The following is a 22,441-nucleotide window of genomic DNA, read 5'->3' as shown; positions in this document are numbered from 1 at the left end:
CACCGTGCGATGACACGATGCCGTTTGTCGTTTCCCGCGAAGTGACCGGCGCGGCCGGCCGTCGCGAATGATGCCGGTCAGCCTTCCGTCGGCGGCACGTAGCCGGACGCCTGGTCGGCGCCGTCGCCGAAGAAGTACTTCTCGGTCTGCTTCATCAGGTACTGGCGCGCACGCGGGTCGGCCATGTTCAGGCGGTTTTCATTGATCAGCATCGTCTGCTGCTTCAGCCAGCCTTGCCACGCTTCCTTCGAGACGCTCTCGTAAATGCGCTTGCCGAGTTCGCCCGGCAGCGGCGGGAAATCGAGGCCTTCGGCTTCCTTGCCGAGCTTCGCGCATTGGATCATTCGAGCCATCGTGTACTTCTCCTGTAATCGGACTGGGGGAGGGCAGTCGTGCCTGCGCTCAGAGCTGTTTCATCAGCACGAGCGACTTGCGCTGCCAGTTATAGAGTTTGCGGCGGTCTTCCGGCAGGTCGTCGACGCTGACCTTGACGAAGCCGCGCTTGAGGAACCAGTGCTCGGTGCGCGTCGTGAGCACGAAGATGTGCGTGAGGCCGCGCGCGCGGGCACGCTGCTCGATGCGCTTGAGCAGGCGTTCGCCGTCGCCCGAGCCTTGTGCTTCCGGCGCGACCGTCAGGCACGCCATCTCGCCGATCTTCTCCTGCTGGTACGGATACAGCGCCGCGCAGCCGAACAGCACGCCATCGTGCTCGATCACCGAGAAGTGGTCGATGTCGCGTTCGATCTGGTGGCGGCCGCGCCGCACCAGCGTGCCGTCCGACTCGAGCGGCTCGATCAGCGACAGGATGCCGCCGACGTCGTCCGGCGTCGCTTCACGCAGGCTCTCGAGGTTCTCGTACGAGATCATTGTGCCGACGCCGTCGTGCAGGAACAGTTCGAGCAGCATGCTGCCGTCGAGCGATTGCGGGATCAGGTGCGCCCGGGTCACGCCGCCGCGGCACGCGCGGATCGAATGCTTCAGGAAGAACGCGTCGTCGCCCTGGACGTTGCCGGAATCGAGCAGCTCGGCCGCCGCGTCGAGCGACATTTCACGCACCAGCTCGCCTTCGTCGTCGACGATGCCGGGCGCTTCGGTCAGGAAGATGATCTTGTCGGCGCGCAGCGCGATCGCGGCGGCCGACGCGACATCTTCCATCGACAGGTTGAACGCTTCGCCGGTCGGCGAGAAGCCGAGCGGCGACAGCAGCACGAGCTTGCGGCTCGCGAGCGAATGACGGATCGATTCGGCGTCGATCTTGCGCACGATGCCCGTATGCGCGAAATCGACCCCGTCGAGAATCCCCACCGGCCGTGCGGTCACGAAGTTGCCCGACACGACGCTGATGTGCGCGTGCGCCATCGGCGAGTTCGGCAGACCCTGGCTGATCGCGGCCTCGATGTCGAGACGCACTTCACCGGCCGCTTCCTTCGCGGATTCGAGCGCGCGCGCATCGGTGATGCGCAGCCCGTGCGAAAACTCGGATTCGACACCGTGCAGGCTCAGCTGCTCCTCGACCTGCGGGCGCGAGCCGTGCACCAGCACGATCTGGATACCCATCGCCTGCAGCAGCGCGATGTCGGACACGAGCGCATTCAGCAGCCCCTGCTGCACCACCTCGCCGCCAAACCCCACGACGAACGTGCTGTTGCGGAACTTGTGGATATAGGGCGCGACGGAGCGCATCCAGTCGACGAACTGCGCGTGACTGGCGGTCGAGTCGTCGGCAGCCGGCGGCGTCGTGGCGCCGGTCTGGGCGGGAGGGAGGTCGGTTTGGGAATTCATGGGCGGGATTATAATGCGCCCCCATGTCGAATGTACCTAAAAGTCCCGCGCCGACGCGGGCCAAAGCGCCGTCGGCCCGGCACCCGGATGGTGCGGCCGATGCACGCCAGCAGCAGGGCCAGCCGCCGCGCCGGCCGCAGGAACAGCCGGCGGGCAAACCTGCACACGCGCCGCGCGGCGACGCATCGCGCGACGCGCGCCAGCCGGCCGCGAAGGATGCGTCCGCTGCGACGGGCGAGCGCGCGCCGCGCCGCGAGCGTCCGCCGCGCGCGGTCGTCGCACCAAACCCGGTTCCGCCGATCACGTACCCCGAAAGCCTGCCGGTGTCGGGCAAGCGCGACGAAATCGCGCGCGCGATCGCCGGTCATCAGGTTGTCATCGTCTGCGGCGAAACCGGCTCGGGCAAGACCACGCAGCTGCCGAAGATCTGTCTCGATCTCGGCCGCGGCCTCGGCGCCGGCGGCACGGGCCTGATCGGCCATACGCAGCCGCGCCGCCTCGCCGCGTCGTCCACCGGCCGCCGGATCGCCGAGGAGCTCGGCACGCCGTTCGGCGAAGTGGTCGGCTACAAGGTGCGCTTTACCGACAATCTCGCGCCGGGCGCGTCCGTGAAGCTGATGACGGACGGGATCCTGCTCGCCGAGACGCAGACCGACCCGTTGCTGAAGGCGTACGACACGCTGATCATCGACGAGGCGCACGAGCGCAGCCTGAACATCGACTTCCTGCTCGGCTACCTGAAGGAAATCCTGCCGAGGCGGCCGGACCTGAAGCTGATCGTCACGTCCGCGACGATCGACGCCGATCGCTTCGCGCGCCATTTCGGCACCGACGCGCGCCCGGCGCCCGTGATCGAGGTGAGTGGGCGGCTGTATCCGGTCGAGATGCGCTACCGGCCGGTGGCCGAGGATCGCCCGGCCGTGAAGCACGCCGAAGGCACGGGCGGCCGCGACCGCGTGAAGACCGCGCGCGAAGCCGAGCGCGACCTGATGGACGCGATCGTCGACGCGGTCGACGAGCTGTGCCGCGAAGGCCCCGGCGACGTGCTGGTGTTCCTGCCCGGCGAGCGCGAGATCCGCGAAGCGGCCGAGGCGCTGCGCAAGCACCATCCGCCGCACACCGAGATCCTGCCGCTGTTCGCGCGGCTCTCGGCGGCCGACCAGGACAAGGTGTTCAAGGCGTCGAACGCGCGCCGGATCGTGCTCGCGACCAACGTGGCCGAAACCTCGCTGACGGTGCCGGGCATCCGCTACGTCGTCGATACGGGCCTTGCGCGCGTGAAGCGCTATTCGTACCGGAACAAGGTCGAGCAACTGCAGGTCGAGTCGATCTCGCAGGCGGCCGCGAACCAGCGCGCGGGCCGTTGCGGCCGCGTGGCCGACGGCGTCTGCATCCGCTTGTACGAGGAAAGCGACTACCAGGCGCGCGCGCGTTTCACCGATCCGGAAATCCTGCGCTCGTCGCTCGCGTCGGTGATCCTGCGGATGAAGTCGCTGCATCTCACCGCGATCGAATCGTTCCCGTTCCTCGAGCCGCCGCCCGGCCGCGCGATCGCGGACGGCTACCAGCTGCTCAACGAGCTCGGCGCGGTCGACGACGACAACGCGCTGACGCCGCTCGGCCGCGAACTCGCGCGGCTGCCGCTCGACCCGCGCGTCGGCCGGATGATTCTCGCCGCGCGCGACCAGCAGTCGCTGCGCGAGGTGCTGATCATCGCGAGCGCGCTGTCCGTGCAGGACCCGCGCGACCGCCCGATCGAAGCGCAGGAGCAGGCCGACCAGGCGCACCGCCGGTTTGCCGACGAGCGCTCCGAATTCCTGCAGTGGCTGAAGATCTGGGCGTGGTTCGAAGAGGCGGTCGCGCACAAGAAGTCGAACCGCCAGCTGGTCGACGCGTGCCGGCAGAACTTCCTGTCGCACCTGCGGCTGCGCGAGTGGCGCGACGTCCATTCGCAGCTGCTGACCGTCGTGCGCGAGCACGGCTGGCGGCTGAACGAAGTCGAGGCGACCTACGAACAGGTCCATCTGGCCCTGTTGACGGGCCTGCTCGGCAACCTCGGCCTGAAGGCCGATGACGATCCGCACTATCTCGGCGCGCGCGGGATCAAGTTCTACCTGTGGCCGGGCTCCGTGCTCGCGAAGAAGGCCGGCCGCTGGGTGATGGCGGCCGAGCTCGTCGAGACGAGCCGGCTGTACGCGCGCTGCCTCGCGAAGATCGAGCCCGAATGGGTCGAGAAGATCGGCGCGCACCTGTTGAAGAAATCGCTGTCGGAGCCGCACTGGGAAAAGCGCCCGGCGCAGGTCAGCGCGTACGAGCGCGCGACGCTGTACGGGCTGCCGATCTACCACCGCCGGCGCGTCGCGTTCGGCAAGCAGGATCCGGCGCGGGCGCGCGAGCTGTTCATCCGCGGCGCGCTGGTCGAGGGCGAGTTCGACACGAAGCTCGCGTTCTTCGCGCACAACCGCAAGCTGCTCACCGACATCGAGCAGCTCGAGCACAAGTCGCGCCGGCAGGACGTGCTGGTCGACGACGAGCTGATCTACGCGTACTACGACCAGGCGATTCCGGAAGGGATTCACACGGGCGCCGCGTTCGAGCGCTGGTATCGCGACGAGGTGAAGAAGGGCGGCCAGCCCGAGGACAAGCTGCGGCTGCTGTACCTGTCGCGCGACGACCTGATGCGCCACGAGGCGGCCGGCGTGACGACCGAGCTGTTCCCGAAGCGGGCGACGATGGCCGGCGTCGAGATGGCGCTCACGTATCACTTCGAGCCCGGCACGCCGCGCGACGGCGTGACGCTCGCGGTGCCGCTGTATGCGCTGAACCAGGTCGATGCGCGCCGCTGCGAGTGGCTCGTGCCCGGGATGCTGAAGGAAAAGGTGCAGTTGCTGCTGAAGTCGCTGCCGCAGAAGCTGCGCCGGCATTGCGTGCCGCTGCCCGAGTACGCGGCCGGCTTCGTCGAGCGGATGGGCCGCGAGCGCTTCGGCGCGGGCGGGCTCGTCGAGGCGCTGATCGCCGACGTGCGCGGCGAGACGCAAATCGCGATGAAAACGGCCGACTTCAAGCTGGAAACGCTGCCCGCGCACCTGTTCATGAACTTCAAGGTGATCGACGAGCACGGCCGCCAGCTCGCGATGGGGCGCAATCTCGCGCAGCTTCGCCAGGAGCTGGGCGCGCAGGCGCAGCAGCAGTTCCAGAAGATCGCGGCGGCGTCGACGATCGCGGCGGGGGGCGATGCCGACGACGGCCAGGCCATCGGCCAGGCGCCGTCGGCGGTTGCCGCGACGGGTGCCGCCGGCCGCCACGCGAAGGCCGGCAAGGGCGCGGCGCCGCAGACGGCCGCGCCGGCGGAAGCCGGTGCGACCGCGCTGTACGAGAACCTGACGACGTGGAATTTCGGCAAGCTGCCCGAGCTGCTGGAGATCCGCCGGCGGGGCCAGACGCTGTACGGCTACCCGGCGCTCGTCGATCGCGGCACGCATTGCGACGTCGAGGTGTTCGATTCGCCGGAGGAGGCCGCGCGCATCCACCGGGCCGGCCTGCGGCGACTGTTCGCGCTGCAGCTGAAGGAGCCGATCAAGTTCCTCGAGAAGAACCTGCCGGGCCTGCGCGAGATGGCGATGCAGTACATGTCGCTCGGCACGCAGGACGAGCTGCGCGACCAGCTGATCGACACGGCGCTCGACCGCGCGTGCCTGCAGGACCCGCTGCCCGACGACGACGCGAGTTTCCACGCGCGCCGCGACGAGGGCCGGAGCCGCCTGAACCTGCTCGCGCAGGAAATCGCGCGGCTGGTCGGGCAGATCCTGGCCGAATACGCGGGGCTCGTGAAGAAGCTCGCGCAGGCGAAGCCGTTCGCGCAGGCGCATGCGGACCTGCAGCAGCAGCTCGCCGCACTGGTCGGCAAGCGCTTCGTGATCGATACGCCGTACGCGCAACTGGCGCACTTCCCGCGCTACCTGAAGGGCATCGCGCTGCGGATCGACAAGCTGAAGGCCGACCCGGCGCGCGACGCGAAGCAGTCGGCCGACCTGTTGCCGCTCGCCCAGCAGTACCAGCGCGCGGTGTCGCAGCGCGGCGGTGTCGCCGATGCACGGCTCGCGGAATTCCGCTGGCTGCTCGAGGAACTGCGGATTTCGCTGTTCGCGCAGGAACTGCGCACACCGATGCCTGTCTCTGTCAAGCGTCTGCACAAGGTCTGGGAGTCGATGCAGCGCTAGCGCAACAGCGGTTTCCCGGGCCCGCACCGGTGGCCGGCCCCGGCCGGCCGCGCGGCGCCTGCCGCGCCGGCCGACCGGGCCGCCGCGGCGTGCGTCGAAGTGGCGCAATGCCGGCTTCGGTCAACCGGCCGGGCCGGTTGAACGTTTTACAATGACGGTTGTTCCTCGACGTGAGTCTTCATGCGCACTTTCCTTTCCCTCGGCCGCACGCTCGCGCTGGCCGCCGCCGTGCTGGCGCCCGCCGCACACGCGAATAACGTCATCATCCTCAATTCGGCCGAAGCAACGCTTTCCCTGATCGACCAGCAGACCCGCGAAGTCGTCAGCACGATGCCGACCGGCAAGGAACCGCATCACCTGATGGCGACGCCCGACAATTCGTCGCTGATCGTTGCAAATTCGGTCTCGAACAGCCTGATGTTCCTCGATCCGAAGACGGGCAAGCTGCAGCGCACCGTCGAGGGGATCGACGATCCTTACCAGCTCGGCTTCTCGCCCGACCGCAAATGGTTCGCGGCGGCCGGCCTGCGGCTCGACCGCGTCGACATCTACGGCTACGACGGCCGCGACCTGAAGCTCGTGAAGCGCGTGCCGCTCGCGGTGATGCCGAGCCACCTCGCGTTCACGAAGGACAGCAAGACGCTGCTCGTGTCGCTGCAGGTTTCCGGCGAGATCGCGGCGATCGACCTGCCGACGCAGACGGTCAAGTGGAAGATGAAGGTCGGCAAGGTGCCGGCCGGCCTGTGGCTCACGCCGGACGACAAGTACCTGCTCGTCGGGATGACCGGCGCGGATTACGTCGCGGTGGTCGACTGGCGCAACCAGAAGGTCGTCAAGCAGATCTACACGGGCAAGGGCGCGCACAACTTCCGCTCGCTCGCCGACGGCACGCACGTCGCGGTCACGAACCGGGTCGCGAACACGATCAGCATCATCGACGAGAACACGCTCACCAACGTCGGCGACATCACCGGCCTGCTGCCGGGCCCGGACGACATGGAGCTGTCCGCCGACAAGAAGACGCTGTGGGTGACGTTCCGCTTCGCGAAGAAGGTCGGGATCATCGACCTGGCGTCGCGCAAGCTGGTGCAGACGATCGCCGTCGGCCGCTCGCCGCACGGCATCTATTTCTACGACCGCGCGCCGTGGCGCGCCGCGAACGGCGCGTGACGGGCGGGGGAGAACGATGCTGCACCTGATCGATGCATTCGTCTCGGACATCCAGACCTGGCTGTACGTCGACGTCGTGCAGCCGCTCCTCTTCAAGTTCAACCTGATGGACTATGACGAGGACACCTACGACGCGCTGTACTGGGTGATCGTCGGGGCGCTGCAGATGGTGCTGATGTTCGTGCTGCTGCGCCCGCTCGAGGCGCTGCTGCCCGTCGAGCGCTGGACGAACCGCCGGGCCGTGCGGGTCGACGTGATCTACACGGCGATCGCGAAGCTCGGCATCTACTCGCTGTTCTTCTTCTTCGCGCTGCAGCCGCTGTTCGACAACTTCCAGGCGTGGCTGCGCCTGCACGGCGTCGCGAACCTGAATCTCGACTACCTGTGGCCGGGCGTGACCTCGAAGCCGATCGTCACGTTCGCGATCTATCTCGTCGTGCTCGATTTCGCCGGCTACTGGTATCACCGCTGGCAGCACAAGTTCGGCATCTGGTGGGAGCTGCACGCGGTGCATCACAGCCAGCGCCAGATGTCGCTGTGGTGCGATGACCGCAACCACGTGCTCGACGACGTGATCCAGTCGTGCTTCTTCGCGGCGATCGCGCTCGTGATCGGCGTGACGCCGTCGCAGTTCGTCGTGCTGACCGCGTTCACGAACTTCATGCAGAGCATTCAGCATACGAATGCGCGGCTGCCGTTCGGCTGGCTCGGCGAGCGCCTGCTCGTGAGCCCGATCTTCCACCGGCGCCACCACGCGGTCGGCTACGGCCACGAAGGCACGAAGTACGGCTGCAACTTCGGCGTGCTGTTCCCGTGGTGGGACATGATGTTCGGCACCGCGTCGTGGAACCGCACGGTCGAGCCGACCGGGATCCGCGACCAGGTCGAGGGCGTGTCCTACGGCGAAGGCTTCTGGGCGCAGCACGGCCTCGCGTTCGTGCGGATCTTCCGGCGCCTGTTCCCCGCCAAGCGCGGCGCGGCATCGGCCTGACCCGGCCATTCCCACGTTGAGCGGCTCTCCCACGCGGCCCGCATGTGCTTTGGCGCATGCGGGCCGCGTGGTTTATCCTTTCCCCGTTTTTCTCCGTCGATACAGGCTCGCATGAACGACTTGCTGCGTTCCTTCGTCCGGGCATTGGCGAGTGCACTGCATCCGCGCATGCTGTGGCTCACCCTGATGCCGTTTCTCGTCTCGGCCGTCCTGTGGGGCGTCGTGCTGTGGTTCTCGTGGCAGTCGCTGCTGGACCTCGCACGCGGCGCGCTCGACGGCTTCGTGCTGACGGCCATGCTGTACCGCGCGTTCGACGCGATCGGCATGTCGCAGCTGCATGCCGTCGTCGCGCCGTTCGTGGTCGTGTCGCTCGCGATTCCGCTGATCGTGCTGACCGTGCTGCTGCTGATCGCGACGATTTCGATGCCGGTCGTGATCAAGCACCTCGCGAACCGGCAGTTCGCGGCGCTCGAGGCGAAGCGGGGCGGCACCTTCTTCGGCAGCGTGTTCAATTCGCTGTGGGCGGCGCTGGCCGGCGTCGTCGTGCTGGTCGTCACGATCCCGCTGTGGTTGATTCCGCCGTTCTTCGCGCTGCTGCCGCCGGTGATCTGGGGCTGGCTCACCTACCGCGTGATGACCTACGACGCGCTCGCGCTGCACGCGAGCCGCGACGAGCGCCGGGCGCTCGTGCGGCAGCATCGCTGGCCGCTGATCGGCATCGGCGTCGCGACCGGGCTGCTCGGCACCGTGCCGACCTTCGTGTGGGTGTCGTCGGTCTGGATGATGGTGCTGTTCCCGTTCGTCGCGGCGGCCATGATCTGGGTATACGCTTTCATCCTCGTCTTCTCGGCGCTGTGGTTCGGGCATTACTGCCTGCGCGCGCTGGAGGACCTGCGTGCGAGTTCGCGCGCCACCGCAATCGACATGGGGCAGGCATGAGCATCGGCATCATCATCATCGGCGACGAAATCCTTTCGGGCCGCCGACAGGACAAGCATCTGGCGAAGGTCATCGAGCTGCTCGGCGCGCGCGGCCTCACGCTCGACTGGGCCGAATACGTCGGCGACGATCCGGCGCGCATCACGGCGACCCTCGCCCGCGCGATCGCGTCGGGCGACATCGTGTTCTCGACGGGCGGCATCGGCGCGACGCCGGACGACCACACGCGCCAGTGCGCGGCCGCCGCGCTCGGCGTGCCGCTCGAACTGCATCCGGAAGCGAAGGTGCTGATTTCCGAGCGGATCCGCGAAACGCACACCGATCCGGCCAAGCCGGTCGATTTCGAGTCGCCGGAGAACCAGCACCGCTTCAACATGGGCGTGTTCCCGGTGGGCGCGACGATCATCCCGAACGGCTACAACCGGATTCCCGGCTTCTCGGTCGGCGACCTGCACTTCGTGCCGGGCTTCCCGGTGATGGCGTGGCCGATGATCGAATGGGTGCTCGACACGAAGTACGCGCACCTGCATCACGCGACGCCGCACGCGGAGCGCTCGTTGTACGTGTTCGAGCTGCCGGAATCGACGCTCACGCCGCTGATGGAGCGCATCGAGCGCGATTTCCCGGGCGTGCGCGTGTTCAGCCTGCCGAGCGTCGGCGATGCGGAGCGCGGCGGGATCTATGCGCGCCGCCACATCGACCTCGGCGTGAAGGGTGAGCCGGAAGCGGTCGCAGCCGCATACGTGAAGCTGCGCGAAGGCGTGCACCTGCTTGGCGGCGACGTCGTCGAACCCGATACGCCGCGCGCCTGAGCGGCCCCTCAATCAGCCGCACAAAAACCACGGGCCGCGCAACGCGGCCCGTCATCGGCATGTCATCGCCCGGCTCGACGATGGGGTTGTCGCAACCGGCGGGAGCGGCGTGCCGTCAGGCGCCGATCCACGGCAGTTTCCGGAAGCACCAGCCTTCGACCGTCTTGCGGTGGCCTTCGGCGTCCTTCGCGCCCTCGAAGCCTTCGAGCAGGTCGAAGGCCTTCGTGAAGCCGGCCTGCGTGGAGGCGACCGCGGCGAGCTTCGAGCGCGCGGCGCTGCGGCACAGGAACAGGATGGGCGTATCGGCCGGGAGGGCCGCCTTCAGTTCGTTGACGAATTCGGCGTTCGGCACGCCGCCCGGGTAGCGCGTCCATTCGAGGTGCAGGTACTGGCCGTCGCCGACGAGCGGGCGGCCGATCCAGTCGAGTTCGGCGCGGGTGCGCACGTCGACGAGGCGCGCCGACGGATCGAGCTGCAGCAGTTCGAACGCCTCGGCCGGCAGCAGCGCCCCGGCGTAGTTGAGCGCGGCTTGTGCGCGGCGTTCGTCGGCCTTCGCATAAAGCTGGTCGAGCGTACTCATGGCAGGGAGTCTCCTATCGGTCAAACGAACATTCTAGCGCGGCGTCGCGGCACGGATGTCCGCGTGGAGTACGGTGTGCGCACCCCACACGCGTTCACCAAAAGAGTGCAGAATGGTGCGCATGCACCAAGATGATTCCGCGAACGGAGCGCGCTGCGATGATTGCACCATCGCGGTGCTTCCGGTTGGCAGGCGGTGGGCAGTCGAGCCCCGGAATTGCGCAGCACAGCCCCGTCGCGACGAGCGCTGGCGCGATTCGCGCCAATCTCGCGCATAGGTGGCACGGAAGCTGCTTTATAGGATTCGGTCGAATCGGGGCGCGCTGCGCCAAAGCAAGACCCCGGTCAGCTCGATAAACGAGGCGGTTCCCAGTCCGCCGGAATTGTTCAATCAGGAGAAGAGGTTATGAGTAAAACCGTCGCCGACGTCATGCAGCTCGTGAAGGACGAGGACGTCAAGTTTGTCGATTTCCGCTTCACGGATACGCGCGGCAAGGAACAGCACGTGTCGGTGCCGGTTTCGGCGTTTGACGAAGACAAGTTCGAAAGCGGCCATGCATTCGACGGCTCGTCGATCGCCGGCTGGAAGGGCATCGAGGCGTCGGACATGCTGCTCATGCCGGACCCGACCGCTGCCTTCGTCGACCCGTTCTATGAAGAGTCGACCCTGGTGCTGACCTGCGACGTGGTCGAGCCGGCCGACGGCAAGGGCTACGAGCGCGACCCGCGTTCGCTCGCGAAGCGCGCGGAAGCGTACCTGAAGAGCACGGGCATCGGCGACACGGCCTACTTCGGTCCGGAACCGGAATTCTTCATTTTCGACTCGGTCCAGTGGAACACGGACATGTCGGGCTGCTTCGTGAAGATCAACTCGGAAGAAGCACCGTGGTCGGCCGGCAAGGAATTCGAAGGCGGCAACACGGGCCACCGTCCGGGCACGAAGGGCGGCTACTTCCCGGTCGCGCCGGTCGACACGTTCCAGGACATGCGTTCGGAAATGTGCCTGCTGCTCGAACAGCTCGGCATCCCGGTCGAAGTGCACCACCACGAAGTGGCGGGCCAGGGCCAGAACGAAATCGGCACGAAGTTCTCGACGCTGGTGCAGCGCGCCGACTGGACGCAATGGTCGAAGTACATCATCCATAACGTCGCGCACTCGTACGGCAAGACGGCGACGTTCATGCCGAAGCCGGTCGTCGGCGACAACGGTTCGGGCATGCACGTTCACCAGTCGATCTGGAAGGACGGCCAGAACCTGTTCGCGGGCAACGGCTACGCCGGCCTGTCGGAACTGGCGCTGTTCTACATCGGCGGCATCATCAAGCACGCCCGTGCACTGAACGCGATCACGAACCCGACGACGAACTCGTACAAGCGTCTGGTCCCGCACTTCGAAGCACCGGTCAAGCTCGCCTACTCGGCACGCAACCGTTCGGCATCGATCCGCATTCCGCACGTGTCGAACCCGAAGGGCCGCCGTATCGAAACGCGCTTCCCGGATCCGATGGCGAACCCGTACCTGTTGTTCTCGGCACTGATGATGGCAGGCCTCGACGGGATCCAGAACAAGATCCATCCGGGCGAAGCCGCGGACAAGAACCTGTACGACCTGCCGCCGGAAGAGGATGCAAAGATCCCGACCGTCTGCGCGGGCCTCGACCAGGCAATCGAAGCGCTCGACAAGGATCGCGAGTTCCTGACCCGTGGCGGCGTGTTCACGGACGGCATGCTCGACGCGTACCTCGCGCTGAAGGAGCAGGAGCTGGCGAAGTTCCGCATGACGACGCACCCGATCGAGTTCGAGATGTACTACTCGCTCTAATCGGCGATGGCGCTCGATTCAGCGCCGTCATGCCGGTTCGTTCCCGTCGCGCGGCCTGCGGCGGGAACGGCGGAGTCTGAAAGGGGCGGCGTCCAGCCGTCCCTTTTTTGTTCCCGTGATTTTCCTTTTCTGGCCCGTTGAGGCGCGACAAGCACGCAGATGGTTCTGAAGAATCTGATCAAGGCGAGAACGGGGCAGCCCGAGCGACTGACGGACGACGAGCGGCTCGCACGCTCGGGCCTGCTGGCGGGGCTGGAAGCGCTGCCGACGGTCGTGATCGTGCTCGACCGCAAGACGCTGCGGATCGCGTTCGCGAATCCGTCTGCCGAGGCGATGCTCGACATCTCGCGCCGGCAGCTCGCGCAGCGGCCGTGGGGCGAGATTTTTCCGAATGCGAACGAGCTGGCATCGACGATCACCGCGATCGGCGAGGAACGCTTTCACGCGACGCACCTCGATACCGTGCTCGACCGGCCCGGCCGCGAACCGCTGCATGTGCACGCGATCGTCGGCTTTCTCGAGACCGCGCCCGATTTCGTGCTCGTCGAGCTGTTCGAGAACGAGCGGCAGTCGCGTACCGATCGCGAGGAGCGCATCCACGACCTGACCGCGGTCAACAAGCAACTGATCCGCAACCTCGCGCACGAGATCAAGAACCCGCTCGGCGGCATTCGCGGCGCAGCCCAGCTGCTCGAATTCGAGCTCGGCGAGCGCGAGCGTGGCGAGTTGCGCGAATACACGCAGGTGATCATCAAGGAGTCCGACCGCCTGCAGACGCTCGTCGACCGGTTGCTGGAGCCGCACCGGCACCCGCACATCGTCGGCGACGTGAACATTCATGAAGTATGCGAACGCGTGCGCGCGGTGATGCTTGCGGAATTCCCGCGCGGGCTCACGATCGAGCGCGACTACGACGTGAGCGTGCCGGACTTGCGCGGCGACAAGGAGCAACTGATCCAGGCGCTGCTCAACATCGTGCGCAACGCCGCGCAGGCGCTGCGCGAACGCATCGCGCAGGGCGACGCGAAGATCGAGCTGCGCACGCGCATTGCGCGCAAGGTGACGATCGCGAAGCGCCTGTACCGGCTGGCACTGGACTTGCACGTGATCGACAACGGGCCCGGCATTCCGGAGGAAATCCGCGACCGGATCTTTTACCCGCTCGTGTCCGGGCGCGACGACGGCAGCGGCCTCGGCTTGACGCTCGCGCAGACGTTCGTGCAGCAGCATGACGGGACGATCGAGGTCGAAAGCCGGCCCGGACGTACCGAATTTCAGATCCTGCTACCGCTCGACCATTGAGCGGCGGCATGGCGATTCACCAGATTTACCCATATCTGACCGACCTATGAAGCCGATCTGGATAGTAGACGACGACCAATCGATCCGCTGGGTGCTCGAAAAGGCGCTCGCCCGGGACAGCTTCGCGACGAAGAGCTTCGCGAACGTGCGTGACGCGCTGGCCGCGCTCGACCACGAGACCCCGCAGGTGCTCGTATCCGACATCCGGATGCCGGGCGGCTCGGGCCTCGAGTTGCTGCAGGCGATGCACGAGCGCCTGCCGGGCCTGCCCGTCATCATCATGACGGCGTTCTCCGATCTCGACAGCGCCGTCGCGGCGTTCCAGGGCGGCGCGTTCGAATATCTCGCGAAGCCGTTCGACGTCGACAAGGCGGTCGAGCTGATCCGCCGCGCGGTGGAAGAAAGCCTGCGCGGCGGCGCGCCGCAGGACGAGCGCGTGGCCGAGGCGCCCGAGATGCTCGGCCAGGCGCCCGCGATGCAGGACATGTTCCGCGCGATCGGCCGGCTGTCGCACTCGGCCGCGACCGTGCTGATCACCGGCGAATCGGGCACCGGCAAGGAGCTCGTCGCGCGTGCGCTGCACCGTCACAGTCCGCGTGCGAACGGGCCGTTCATCGCGCTGAACACCGCGGCGATTCCGAAGGACCTGCTCGAATCCGAGCTGTTCGGCCATGAGCGCGGCGCGTTCACCGGCGCGCAGACGACGCGGCAGGGCCGCTTCGAGCAGGCCGAGAACGGCACGCTGTTCCTCGACGAAATCGGCGACATGCCGTTCGACCTGCAGACGCGCCTGTTGCGCGTGCTGTCGGACGGGCAGTTCTATCGGGTCGGCGGCCACAACCCGCTGCGCGCGAACGTGCGCGTGATCGCCGCGACGCACCAGAATCTCGAATCGCGCGTGCGCCAGGGGCTGTTCCGCGAGGACCTTTACCACCGGCTCAACGTGATCCGGCTGCGCCTGCCGCCGCTGCGCGAGCGCAGCGAGGACATCGCGCTGCTCACGCGCCACTTCCTGCAGAAGAGCGCGCGCGATCTCGGCGTGGAGCCGAAGCGCGTGTCCGACGAAGCGCTGGCTTACCTCACGTCGCTGGCGTTTCCCGGCAACGTACGCCAGCTCGAGAACCTCGCGAACTGGCTGACCGTGATGGCGCCCGCGCAGACGGTCGAGATCAAGGATCTGCCGCCCGACCTCGTGCCGGCCGGCGCGCCGGTCGCTGCAACGGGCGACGGTGCCGATGCGCACGGCGGCGGCGAGACGGCGCTCGCGCAACCGGCGACCGGTGTGGCAGCGGTGGCGTCCGCGCCCGTCGGGGCGGCGCCGAACGGCGGTGTGCCGGCCGGTTATCCGCTGTGGGAGCACGGCCTGCGCACCGAGGTTGCACGGCTGTTGCGCGAGAACTCGGCCGACGTGATGGACGAACTCGCACGCCGCTTCGAGGCGGCCGTGATCCGCGAGGCGCTCGACTTCACGCGTGGCCGCAAGGTCGAGGCCGCGGAGCGGCTCGGCATCGGCCGCAACACCATCACGCGCAAGATCCAGGAACTCCATCTGGAGCCCTGAGCACGATTTGCGGCATGCGCGGGCATCGCGCATGCCGCGATCGGACATAATCGCGGTTTGCACGCCGTTTGCCTGTAGCAGCCATATCCTAATGTCGTGTTCTGGCTATTTACAGATGTCGGGTTTTTGACTGCTGGCATGCTGGACGGCTCGTTGAGCGAGCGCGGAGCCGACCATGCAGCCAGCCGGATTGGTGACACTGACGATGCGAGAGCTTGATCGACTCAAGGTAATCCAGGCCGTGGTGGACACGGGCCTGAAGCCCGGACGTGCGGCCGAACGGCTGGGACTGAGCGTGCGACAGGTGGAAAGGCTGGTCATCCGATATCGAGAGCATGGACCTAGCGGCGTTGCTTCGGGCCGTCGTGGCCGGCCAGGCAACCGCAAGCTCGACGAAGGACTAGCGTTACGCGCCTTGACCACTATTCGAGAGCGTTACGCCGATTTCGGGCCGACGTTGGCCTGCGAGAAGCTGTGGGAATGCCATGGCATTCGGCTGGCCAAGGAAACGGTCAGGAAGCTGATGACGGACGCTGGCTTGTGGATTCCACGTCGGCAGCGTCCGCCGAAGGTTTATCAGCCGCGAGCGCGCCGGGCGTGTCTGGGTGAACTGATCCAGATCGATGGTTGCGATCATCGGTGGTTCGAGGAACGGGCGCCGGCCTGCACGCTGCTGGTGTACGTGGACGACGCGACGAGCCGGCTGATGATGCTGCACTTCACGCAGACCGAGTCGACGTTCAGCTACTTCGAGGCCACGCGAGCGTATCTGGAGCGCTACGGCAAGCCGGTGGCGTTCTACAGCGACAAGTACAGCGTGTTCCGCAATACGAGCGCCAGCAAGACAGGCCAAAGCGTGACGCACTTCGGTCGGGCGATGTACGAGCTGAACATTGACACGTTCTGCGCGAACAGCAGCTCGGCCAAGGGACGTGTCGAGCGAGCGCACTTGACGCTGCAGGATCGGTTCGTCAAGGAGTTGAGACTGCGCGGCATCAGCACGGTGGCCGACGCGAACGCTTACGCGCCCTCCTTCATGGCCATGTATAACGAGCGCTTCGCGAAGCCACCGAAGAGCGGCTTTGATGCGCATCGACCGCTGCGGTCCGACGAGGATCTGGATCTGCTGCTGACCTGGCGCGAGACACGCCGGGTCACGAAGGCGCTGACGGTGCAGTACGACCGGGTGCTCTATCTGCTGGACGATACGCCGGGGAATCGGGCGTGGATACATCGTGACATCGAGGTGTGGGAGTACCCGGACGGACGCATCGAGCTTCGGGCGGCTGGCCAGCTACTGTCGGCACAATCCTACGATCGGCTGGCCGAGGTGGATCAAGGCGCGATCGTGGATCACAAGCGCCTGAGCCATGCGTTGCAGGTGGCACAAGCGTTTCAGGCGCAGCGCGACAGCCGGCGGATCGGCACTGCGCCGTCGCGAACGCATCGGGGGCTGCCGGTGCGGGCAAATGAAGCGCAACCCGGCACGAAGAAACCTCGCCGGTTCACGGTGACTGACATGGAAGCCGCGATTCTGGAAGTTGCGTCAAAAGCAGAAACTGAGCGGCGGTCTGCCAAGGCCCGCGGGTGAGCGTAAGCGCCCTGCTGCTTCAGGCTCGGCGCTTCAACGCTGAAGGACGGAAAGGCCGATGAAACATGCGACATCTGTATTTAGCTGGCACTACGACATCTGAATCCGGGTATGACATTGCCATTCCGCCGATCCTCAATGTCCGATTCCTTCCGCTGGCCCACCGGGGCCGACCCGTTCCGTTTCCTCGAAGCGCTCGACAGCAAGCGCGCCCGCACGTGGGTCGACGAGCAGAATGCGCGCACGCGCGCCGCGCTGCGTGACGACGACGCGTATCGCGCGCTGACGGCGCGCCTCGCCAAAGCGTACCTGCCGCGCGAGCGCCCGGTGATTCCGACGCGCTGGCGCGACTGGGCCTACGACCTGTGGCAGGACGATCTCCATCCGAAGGGGCTGTGGCGCCGCACGCGCTGGGACGACTGGCGCGCGGGAAAACCGGCATGGGAAACGCTGCTCGACGTCGACGCGCTCGGTGCGGAGGAGGGCGAGTCGTGGGTGTTCGAGCAGGACGCGATCCTGTACCCGGACGGCGATCGCGCGCTGCTGTCGCTGTCGCCGGGCGGGGCCGACGCGGTCGTCGTGCGCGAATTCGATCTCGTCGAACGTCGTTTCGTCGACGGCGGTTTCACGATCGACGAGCCGGGGCATCACACGGTCGGCTGGATCGATCGCGATACTGTCTACGTGAGCTGGGATCGCGGCGAAGCGCATGCGACCGCGGCCGGTTATCCGTATGAAGCGCGGCGCTGGGTGCGTGGCACCGCGCTCGCCGACGCGCCCGTCGTGTTCCGCGGCGAACCCGACGACATCAGCGCGGGTGCGGGATTCGATCCGATCGACAACCGTCACGTCGCGTGGCGCAGCGTCGATTTCTTCGACGCACATGCGTACCGCTTGACGGAGGCGGGCGAGTGGGTGCGCTACGACGTGCCGACCCACGTCGAGGTCGGGTTCTGGGAAGGCTGGCTCATGCTGGAGCCGCGCCTCGACTGGGAGTGCGACGGCGTGCGCCATGCGGGCGGCTCGCTGCTCGCGATCCGCGAGCAGGCGTTCCTGGCCGGGTCGCGCGAACTCACGACGCTGTTCGCGCCGCAACCGTCGACATCCGCATGCACGTGGACGCACACGCGCACGACGCTGATCGCGAGCTGGCTCGACGACGTGCACAACCGCACGATGCTGTGGCAGCCGAGCCAGGCCGACGACGGCACGTGGACGTGGGACGCGCGGCCGTTCGCGTGGCCGGGGCCGGGCGATGCGCAAATCGACGTCGAGCCCGTCGAATCGACGCTGAACGACGAGATTTACGTGGACGTCGACACCTATCTCGATCCGCCCGAATGCTGGCTGGCCGATCTTGCGGATCGCGCGGACGATGCGCCGTCGCGCCGCGTGCTGCTCGACCGGCCGCCGGTGCAGTTCGATGCGGCCGGGCTCGTCGTGCGCCGCGCGAGCGCGCGTTCGCAAGACGGCACGATGGTGCCGTACACGCTGATCGGGCCGCGCGATGCACTCGACGTGGCCGACGGCGCCGCGCGTGTCGCGCGGCCGTGCCTGCTGTCGGGCTATGGCGGCTTCGCGATTCCGAACCTGCCGGGCTACAGCGATGCGTTCGGTATCGGGTGGCTCGAGCGCGGCGGCGTGATGGCGTTCGCGCACATCCGCGGCGGCGGCGAGTTCGGGCCGCGCTGGCACGTCGATGCGCAGCGCGAACACCGTCAGCGTTCGTTCGACGATTTCATCGCGGTGGCCGAGGATCTGGCCGCGACCGGCGTGACGACCGCCGCGCAGCTCGGCATCGAAGGCGGCAGCAACGGCGGGCTGCTGGTCGCCGCGTGCATGGTGCAGCGGCCGGAGTTGTTCGGCGCGGTGCTCTGCCGCGTGCCGCTGCTCGACATGCAGCGTTATCCGAAGCTGCACGCGGGCGCCGCATGGCTCGACGAATACGGTGACCCGGACGATCCGCACGAAGGTGCGGCGCTAGCCGCGTACTCGCCGTATCACCGTGTGCGCGAAGGCGTCGCGTATCCGCCGCTGCTGCTGACGACGTCGACGCGCGACGACCGCGTGCATCCGGCGCATGCACGCAAGATGGCTGCGCGCATGCACGCGCTCGGTCACGAACGGGTGTGGTACTGGGAGAATACCGACGGCGGCCACGGCAGTGCCGACGATCTGGAACGCGCGGAGGCCGATGCGGCCGAATTCGGGTTCCTGTGGGCTCATCTCGGGCCGGCGCCCGCGCGGCGCTGAACGCGCGCGGGCTGCCCGGGAGATCAGCCGACGACCGCGACGACGGGCGTGTGGTCGGACGGCTGTTCCCACGTGCGCGGCGTGCGATCGACTTCGCACGACGTGCAGGTTTCCGCGAGCGCCGGCGACAGCAGCACGTGGTCGATGCGCAGCCCCGCGTTGCGGCGGAACGCCATCATCCGGTAGTCCCACCACGTGAAGGTCTTCTCCGGCTGTTCGAAGCGGCGGAACGCGTCGACGAAGCCCAGCTCGATCAGCTGCGCGAAGTGGGCGCGCTCCTGCGGCGACACGAGGTTCTGGCCTTCCCATTTCGCCGGGTCGTGCACGTCGCGGTCTTCCGGCGCGATGTTGTAGTCGCCGAGCAGCGCGAGCTTCGGGTAGCGCTGCAGCTCGGTGCGCAGCCACGCCTGCAGCGCGTCGAGCCATTGCATCTTGTAGACGAACTTGTCGGAGTCGGGCGCCTGGCCGTTCGGGAAATAGGCGGACACGATGCGCACGCCGTCGACCGTCGCGGCGACCACGCGCTGCTGCGGGTCGTCGAAACCGGGGATGTTGCGCACGACGTCCGATTCGTCGACGGACAGCGTGTCGCGCGCGAGGATCGCGACGCCGTTGTAGGTCTTCTGGCCGGTGAACCAGCTGCGGTAGCCGACCGCCTCGAGATCGGCGCGCGGGAATTTCTCGTCCGGCAGCTTCAGTTCCTGCAGGCACAGCACATCGGTTCCGCTTTGCGCGAGCCAGTCGAGCACGTGCTGCTTGCGGACGTTGAGCGAGTTGACGTTCCAGGTGGCGATTTTCATCAATGGCTTATGTCTTTGATTTATAAGTGTTTTTCGTTGTGTTGCGCGCGGTGATATGCGTCAAGATATACAATTTCGAACATGCCGACCTGTTACCCCGAACTCGCACGCCACGTCTGCCACGCTCGCCCCGGACCAATAGCGATATCGCATACAGTCGTCGCGCTCCAGGCGTGCCGATGGCGACCTGGGCCGAATGTCCAGCTTGCCATCCAAGGTTCTATCGAGCACCGCAGCCTGCAGCGCATCGGCCGCGCTGTCGCCAACGGCGGCGCGTATCCAGTGGTTGCTTGGGATTGTGCGAGGGATGGTCAGCCATCCAGTCTTTGCGCCTTGGCGACGGTGCGCCTTGCGAAGCAGCGTGAAAAGGCCGATTCCGATCACATCGGCGATTTCCCGAGCATCTGAAGACAGGTCGCGGCGCGCACGCTCAAACACGCTGATGCGAGACCACTTGATCGACGGCAACGGCAGGAGCGCCCCGGCGTCAATCGCTTCGCCAACAGTCATGTCTTCTGGGAGATCGGAGAGTCGTTGCATGCATTGTCCAATGCAGATTTTACTGAACATCAGTGTACGGCAGTTGGCACGTGTTTGCAATAAAATAATCTTAAAAATCAACCACTTATTCATCGTTGTGAATGCTTTGACGAACAATTCAACGCGTGCGATTACGCATCCGGCGCCTCGCCTCGCTTCTCGAAGGGATTCGTGTTGTTCGCTGATGCACCGGTCGCCCATGCGAAAGTGCGGGCGATAGCTCCCGCAAGACAGGCGCATTTGCCTTTACATTTTGCTAACGATTGCTTCCCGTTGGCGTATAGTTGAAACCGAAATTTCAACCTACGGGGGCGACATGGCAGAACAAAGCTTCAGCATTTACCGGATCGATCGATGCTTCAAAACATACGGTATTCGGCCATTCGTGTTAATCGCTTCTATTAAGTATGGGAGTCCGGCAGATGCCACGTTCCGTGCGGGATACCTGATACTCCATGCGAATGGCGAGGTGCATCAAAAGCTTGATGTGATGGAGCGCTCGATTCTAAACAAGGTGCCCGCAGAAAGTAGGGTGGAGTTTTCTGAGCGAGCTGCATTGGACGATGCCCTCGATTTACTCAGCGCGGATATTGAGACGGGAGGCGAAGCAATCTCAAGCAAGTTTGCTTCGCCGGCTACGCTTCTCGATCTTTTCGCGGCTCGTATGCGCGAAGCAATAGCAGCACCCACTATGAGCGAGGATGACTATTTACCATCGCTTGGCGACGTGATCGAGAAATTGAAAGGCGCAAAGGCCTTCAAGCGGGTGTGATGCGCGGCGCTATTCCGGTAGCTGATCGACGCCGGCCGCGCGCAAGGCAGCGGCGGCCAGTGCCAGCGCATCACCGCGCCGCCGCTCGCGGTCCGCATCGGTTACGACAGGACCCAGCAGCCGTTCCACGACGGCGCCCCAGTTCGTTGCATCAGCGTCGCGCTGGGTGACTTCCCGGCCGGCGTCCGGGGCCATCCGGTAGCGGGCGACCGTCACTCGGCGACCAAATTGCGCAGCGGCGGGAGGTTGTCGTACAGCGCCTGCGCAATGCTGCGGGCAAGCCGGTTGCGCGAATCTTCATCAATTAACTGCCCCGCGAGCGGTTCAAGTGCATCCGCCGCATCGTGAGCAAGGGCGCGCGCAACATTGCGCAGGCACGCATTGGGCAACGCATCACGCTTGTCTTGCTCGGTGTGGCGCGCCAGTTCTTCGCTCGTCGGCACCAAGTTTTCGGCAGCGCGGCGCATGGCGGCAATCACCGCGTCCGGGTTGGAAAATTTCGAAGTGTCCATTTCGTTACTCGTCCTCATTTGCTTCGGGTTGGTCAAGGTATTCATTCAGGTCCGCGTCGGCCGCTTGCTGCAGCGCCTGGCGGATTTTTTCCTTCAGGATGGTTTTCCAGCGCGTCTCATCCTTCTCGCCGCTCAGGGCAAGCCACGCCACTTGAGGCATGTTGTAGAACACGTTTTGCCGGATCGCGGCGGCTTGCGCCGCTTGCGCCATCGCGAATTCATGGATTGGCGCGTACTGCCCGCGCTCGACTTGCAGCTTGTGTTCAGCCATCGCAGCGTCTGCGTCCAGCTTGCGCAGCTTGGCTTCCTGCAGTTTCGTCCCGACTTCACCGCCGCTGCCAAGTGCCTCAAACAGCGCCGGCACGGCCTGATCCAACAGGTAGGTATTGCGAGCAGACCTTTCCAGCACGCCAGTTTCAGCAAGGCGGCTGATATGACGCGCCGTCACGCCGAACCATTTGGCGAGCGTTGCGGCATTCGCCACGGGGCCGGAAACTTCGATATCTTCGTTGCGTGCGCTCATGCATCAGCCTGTTCCGTGGTTGTGGGTGCCCAGTCGCGATATTGGAAGGCCAGGCCTTTCCAGGAGCGGAGGCCGTCGCGCAGTCGGCCGGCTGCGGCGCGGCTGTCGGCTGACTGGCGCGGGTCCTGGCTTATCGTGTCGGCGGTCGCCATCGCTGCGGTAATCAGGGCAAAGATATTGCTGCTGTCCACTCCGCTCATCGGCGGTCACCCCGCAAAATCGGCTCATTCCAGTCGGCCTTGCGCGCGCCACGCGGTGCGGGATGGTGGCGC

General features: G+C 66.2%; 20 protein-coding genes. 11 read left to right on the top strand and 9 right to left on the bottom strand.

What is annotated here, in order from left to right; translation table 11 throughout:
* Window positions 1-77: 77 nt before the first annotated feature.
* Entirely contained in the window at window positions 78-353 is a 276-nt protein-coding gene (locus CFB45_RS12385; RefSeq protein WP_006478357.1) for an oxidative damage protection protein, read from the bottom strand.
* 49 nt (window positions 354-402) lie between these two features.
* Window positions 403-1,782, bottom strand: coding sequence for an amino-acid N-acetyltransferase (gene argA, locus CFB45_RS12380; RefSeq protein WP_069248380.1), 1,380 nt, complete (start codon window positions 1,780-1,782; stop codon window positions 403-405).
* Window positions 1,783-1,805: 23 nt separating this feature from the next.
* On the opposite strand from argA, the gene hrpA reads away from it, so the two are divergent.
* From hrpA to CFB45_RS12355, 5 genes are all read left to right on the top strand, one after another.
* The gene (gene hrpA / locus CFB45_RS12375; protein WP_089425788.1) at window positions 1,806-6,002 is read left to right on the top strand and encodes an ATP-dependent RNA helicase HrpA; all 4,197 of its coding nucleotides are present in this window, start codon (window positions 1,806-1,808) and stop codon (window positions 6,000-6,002) included.
* Between the two features lie 180 nt (window positions 6,003-6,182).
* Window positions 6,183-7,172 carry a YVTN family beta-propeller repeat protein gene (locus CFB45_RS12370; RefSeq protein WP_089425787.1) on the top strand — a complete coding sequence of 330 codons (990 nt, stop codon included), beginning with the start codon at window positions 6,183-6,185 and terminating at the stop codon, window positions 7,170-7,172.
* A 16-nt stretch (window positions 7,173-7,188) separates the two neighbouring features.
* On the top strand, window positions 7,189-8,163 hold the full coding sequence (locus CFB45_RS12365; RefSeq protein WP_043190403.1) for a sterol desaturase family protein: 975 nt from the start codon (window positions 7,189-7,191) through the stop codon (window positions 8,161-8,163).
* Window positions 8,164-8,274: 111 nt separating this feature from the next.
* Window positions 8,275-9,102: an EI24 domain-containing protein gene (locus tag CFB45_RS12360; RefSeq protein ID WP_089425786.1), complete on the top strand. Its 828-nt coding sequence runs from the start codon at window positions 8,275-8,277 to the stop codon at window positions 9,100-9,102.
* Window positions 9,099-9,914 carry a competence/damage-inducible protein A gene (locus tag CFB45_RS12355; RefSeq protein ID WP_089425785.1) on the top strand — a complete coding sequence of 272 codons (816 nt, stop codon included), beginning with the start codon at window positions 9,099-9,101 and terminating at the stop codon, window positions 9,912-9,914. Before CFB45_RS12360 ends, CFB45_RS12355 begins: the two co-directional genes overlap by 4 nt.
* Before the next feature lie 115 nt (window positions 9,915-10,029).
* Here the strand turns inward: CFB45_RS12355 and CFB45_RS12350 are convergent, their stop codons facing one another.
* The gene (locus tag CFB45_RS12350; RefSeq protein ID WP_089425784.1) at window positions 10,030-10,494 is read right to left on the bottom strand and encodes a rhodanese-like domain-containing protein; all 465 of its coding nucleotides are present in this window, start codon (window positions 10,492-10,494) and stop codon (window positions 10,030-10,032) included.
* Window positions 10,495-10,899: 405 nt separating this feature from the next.
* Between CFB45_RS12350 and glnA the strand changes: the two genes are divergently transcribed.
* From glnA to CFB45_RS12325, 5 genes are all read left to right on the top strand, one after another.
* Window positions 10,900-12,315: a type I glutamate--ammonia ligase gene (gene glnA / locus CFB45_RS12345; RefSeq protein ID WP_089425783.1), complete on the top strand. Its 1,416-nt coding sequence runs from the start codon at window positions 10,900-10,902 to the stop codon at window positions 12,313-12,315.
* Window positions 12,316-12,474: 159 nt separating this feature from the next.
* Window positions 12,475-13,617 carry a nitrogen regulation protein NR(II) gene (gene glnL, locus CFB45_RS12340; RefSeq protein WP_174975551.1) on the top strand — a complete coding sequence of 381 codons (1,143 nt, stop codon included), beginning with the start codon at window positions 12,475-12,477 and terminating at the stop codon, window positions 13,615-13,617.
* A 46-nt stretch (window positions 13,618-13,663) separates the two neighbouring features.
* Window positions 13,664-15,178, top strand: coding sequence for a nitrogen regulation protein NR(I) (gene ntrC, locus CFB45_RS12335; RefSeq protein ID WP_089425782.1), 1,515 nt, complete (start codon window positions 13,664-13,666; stop codon window positions 15,176-15,178).
* Window positions 15,179-15,353: 175 nt separating this feature from the next.
* Window positions 15,354-16,769: an ISNCY family transposase gene (locus CFB45_RS12330; protein WP_089430276.1), complete on the top strand. Its 1,416-nt coding sequence runs from the start codon at window positions 15,354-15,356 to the stop codon at window positions 16,767-16,769.
* Window positions 16,770-16,907: 138 nt separating this feature from the next.
* Window positions 16,908-19,022: a prolyl oligopeptidase family serine peptidase gene (locus CFB45_RS12325; protein ID WP_089425781.1), complete on the top strand. Its 2,115-nt coding sequence runs from the start codon at window positions 16,908-16,910 to the stop codon at window positions 19,020-19,022.
* Between the two features lie 23 nt (window positions 19,023-19,045).
* Here the strand turns inward: CFB45_RS12325 and xth are convergent, their stop codons facing one another.
* Window positions 19,046-19,822, bottom strand: a complete 777-nt coding sequence (gene xth / locus CFB45_RS12320; RefSeq protein ID WP_089425780.1) for an exodeoxyribonuclease III — start codon at window positions 19,820-19,822, stop codon at window positions 19,046-19,048.
* Window positions 19,823-19,882: 60 nt separating this feature from the next.
* The gene (locus CFB45_RS38355) at window positions 19,883-20,455 is read right to left on the bottom strand and encodes a hypothetical protein (protein WP_144025199.1); all 573 of its coding nucleotides are present in this window, start codon (window positions 20,453-20,455) and stop codon (window positions 19,883-19,885) included.
* A gap of 223 nt (window positions 20,456-20,678) precedes the next feature.
* On the opposite strand from CFB45_RS38355, the gene CFB45_RS12315 reads away from it, so the two are divergent.
* Window positions 20,679-21,134 (top strand): hypothetical protein, encoded by a 456-nt coding sequence (locus tag CFB45_RS12315; RefSeq protein ID WP_089425779.1) that lies wholly within the window; start codon window positions 20,679-20,681, stop codon window positions 21,132-21,134.
* Window positions 21,135-21,143: 9 nt separating this feature from the next.
* On the opposite strand, the gene CFB45_RS12310 is transcribed toward CFB45_RS12315, so the two are convergent.
* Genes CFB45_RS12310 through CFB45_RS12295 form a run of 4 tightly spaced genes read right to left on the bottom strand, consistent with a single transcriptional unit; the run spans window position 21,144 to window position 22,369 of the window.
* Complete coding sequence (locus CFB45_RS12310; RefSeq protein WP_089425778.1) at window positions 21,144-21,350, bottom strand: hypothetical protein; 207 nt, start codon at window positions 21,348-21,350, stop codon at window positions 21,144-21,146.
* Entirely contained in the window at window positions 21,347-21,646 is a 300-nt protein-coding gene (locus tag CFB45_RS12305; protein ID WP_144025198.1) for a hypothetical protein, read from the bottom strand. The genes CFB45_RS12310 and CFB45_RS12305 overlap by 4 nt, the downstream gene beginning before the upstream one ends.
* Window positions 21,647-21,650: 4 nt before the next feature.
* The gene (locus tag CFB45_RS12300) at window positions 21,651-22,169 is read right to left on the bottom strand and encodes a hypothetical protein (protein ID WP_089425776.1); all 519 of its coding nucleotides are present in this window, start codon (window positions 22,167-22,169) and stop codon (window positions 21,651-21,653) included.
* On the bottom strand, window positions 22,166-22,369 hold the full coding sequence (locus CFB45_RS12295; protein WP_089425775.1) for a hypothetical protein: 204 nt from the start codon (window positions 22,367-22,369) through the stop codon (window positions 22,166-22,168). Before CFB45_RS12295 ends, CFB45_RS12300 begins: the two co-directional genes overlap by 4 nt.
* Window positions 22,370-22,441: the final 72 nt, after the last annotated feature.

This window comes from Burkholderia sp. HI2500, assembly GCF_002223055.1.
Classification (GTDB): Bacteria; Pseudomonadota; Gammaproteobacteria; order Burkholderiales; family Burkholderiaceae; genus Burkholderia.
This window is presented reverse-complemented; position numbering and strand designations above follow the sequence as displayed.